The following is a 1734-nucleotide window of genomic DNA, read 5'->3' on the forward strand; positions in this document are numbered from 1 at the left end:
GGGGCCGCGGCCGCCGCCCCCCCGCGCGGGGGGGGGGGGGCGGGGGGGGGGGGGGGGGGGGGGGCGGGGCCCCCCCCCCCCCCCCCCCCCCGGGCCCCGGCCTGGTCGGACAAGTGGGTGCGCTCGGCGGGTCGAGGCGCAGGGCGTGGGCCACCGCGTCGGTCGCCCCGGTCAGGCGGGGCGCAGGAAGACCTCGTCGGTGTAGCACCAGGCCCAGTCCTCGCCGGGCCGGAGGGAGCGGGCGACGTGGTGTGCGCTGTTGTCGCGGGCGTGGCGGTAGGCGTGTTGTCCGGGCGAGCTGTCGCAGCAGCCGACGTGTCCGCAGGTCAGGCAGGCCCGCAGGTGGACCCAGGTGCCGCCGGCCCGTAGGCAGTCCTCGCAGCCGGGGGACGTGTGCGCGGGGACGTCCCGGAGTCCGTCCAGGTGTCCGCAGGTCGGCTGGACGACACGGCCCGGATCCACCGCGACACGCCATTCAGGTCGGTCGTTCACGGCACCTACGGTACGCCGCCGACCGCGGCGCCCGGGGGTTCCGCAGAGGGACTGCCGCCGGACCGCGAGTGACCACGGGCCGGGCCCGAACCGACACGGACGCCTACGCCTACGCCTACGCGGACACGCAGGCCCGCGGCGGGGCCGCCCGGATCGTCGGTGCCGCGCCCGTGTGCGAAGCGGCCTGCGGGGACGGCAGTGCGCCGTCACCTGTTCGCGGCGTACCGGCTGCGCTGCGTAATCGGCCTTTGTAGCGTCATGCTCATGAAGATCATTGCGAGAGCACATGTGGCCGCCACCACGGCCCTCGTCGGCGCGATCCTGGCCTCGGGCACCGGCATCGGCTCCGGCACCGCGGCGGCCGCCGAGCCGGTCACGGCCGGCTCGGTGCCCTACTACCGCCAACAGCTCGCCAACGACTGCGAGGCGACGGCCCTGCGGATGGTCCTGGCCTCGCGCGGCGTGAGGACCGACGACCAGGACGTCCTGGACCACATCGGGGTCGACTGGGACCACCCCGAGTTCGGGCACTCCGGCCCTCGCTCAGGCGACCCGTACGAGGCCTTCGTCGGCGACCCGGACGGATCCGAGGTCGACGGCACCGGCTTCGGCGTGTACGCCCCGCCGGTGGCGAAGGCCGCCCGCGCCTACGGGCTCACCGTGGACCGGTCCGGTTCGGGCATCTCGGTCGAGACCCTGAGGCAAAGCCTGGCCGCCGGCCGGCCCGCGGTCGTCTGGGTGGACTACCTGTGGCGCCGCCTGGAACCGACCACCTACACGGCGTACGACGGCCGGGACGTCCTCTACGCCGGACCGGCCGAACACGCCGTCGTCGTCACCGGGTTCGGCAACGGCACGGTGTCGATCAACGACCCGGCACGCGGCCGGACGACCGTCTCGGAAGACGACTTCGAGAACGGCTACGCCACCTACGGTCAGATGGCCGTCATCATCACCTGACACCCGCTGCGGGCCGCCGCGGCACGGGCCGCGACCGGATCGGCCGGTTCCCGGCGCCGGGAACCAGGGACCAGGGACCAGGGACCAGGAACCAGGGAGCAGGGACCAGGGACGGACCGGGAACCGGCCGACCCATCAGCGAGCCAGCCGCACGGACTCCTCGGCCGTGGGGCGGGGGGGGGGGGGGGGCGCGGGGGGCGGCCCCCCCCCCCCCCCGCGCCCCACGCCCGGCACCCCCCCCCCCCCCCCCCACCACCGCCCCGCCGCGCCGGGCGGGCCCGC

Annotated in this window: 2 protein-coding genes; one reads left to right on the forward strand and one right to left on the reverse strand. The window is 76.4% G+C overall.

The window, feature by feature from the left end:
• Positions 1–171: 171 nt before the first annotated feature.
• Positions 172–462 (reverse strand): UBP-type zinc finger domain-containing protein, encoded by a 291-nt coding sequence (locus ACFV0O_RS36645; RefSeq protein ID WP_380348459.1) that lies wholly within the window; start codon positions 460–462, stop codon positions 172–174.
• A 294-nt stretch (positions 463–756) separates the two neighbouring features.
• Here ACFV0O_RS36645 and ACFV0O_RS36650 point away from each other — a divergent pair, with 294 nt between their 5' ends.
• Positions 757–1452 carry a C39 family peptidase gene (locus tag ACFV0O_RS36650; protein ID WP_380348453.1) on the forward strand — a complete coding sequence of 232 codons (696 nt, stop codon included), beginning with the start codon at positions 757–759 and terminating at the stop codon, positions 1450–1452.
• Positions 1453–1734 lie beyond the last annotated feature (282 nt).

Source organism: Kitasatospora sp. NPDC059577 (assembly GCF_042735475.1).
Lineage (GTDB): Bacteria > Actinomycetota > Actinomycetes > Streptomycetales > Streptomycetaceae > Kitasatospora.

Excerpts from the sequence above, each read along its gene's own strand:
- ACFV0O_RS36650 (WP_380348453.1), top strand. The coding sequence starts at position 757 with ATGAAGATCATTGCGAGAGCACATGTGGCCGCCACCACGGCCCTCGTC.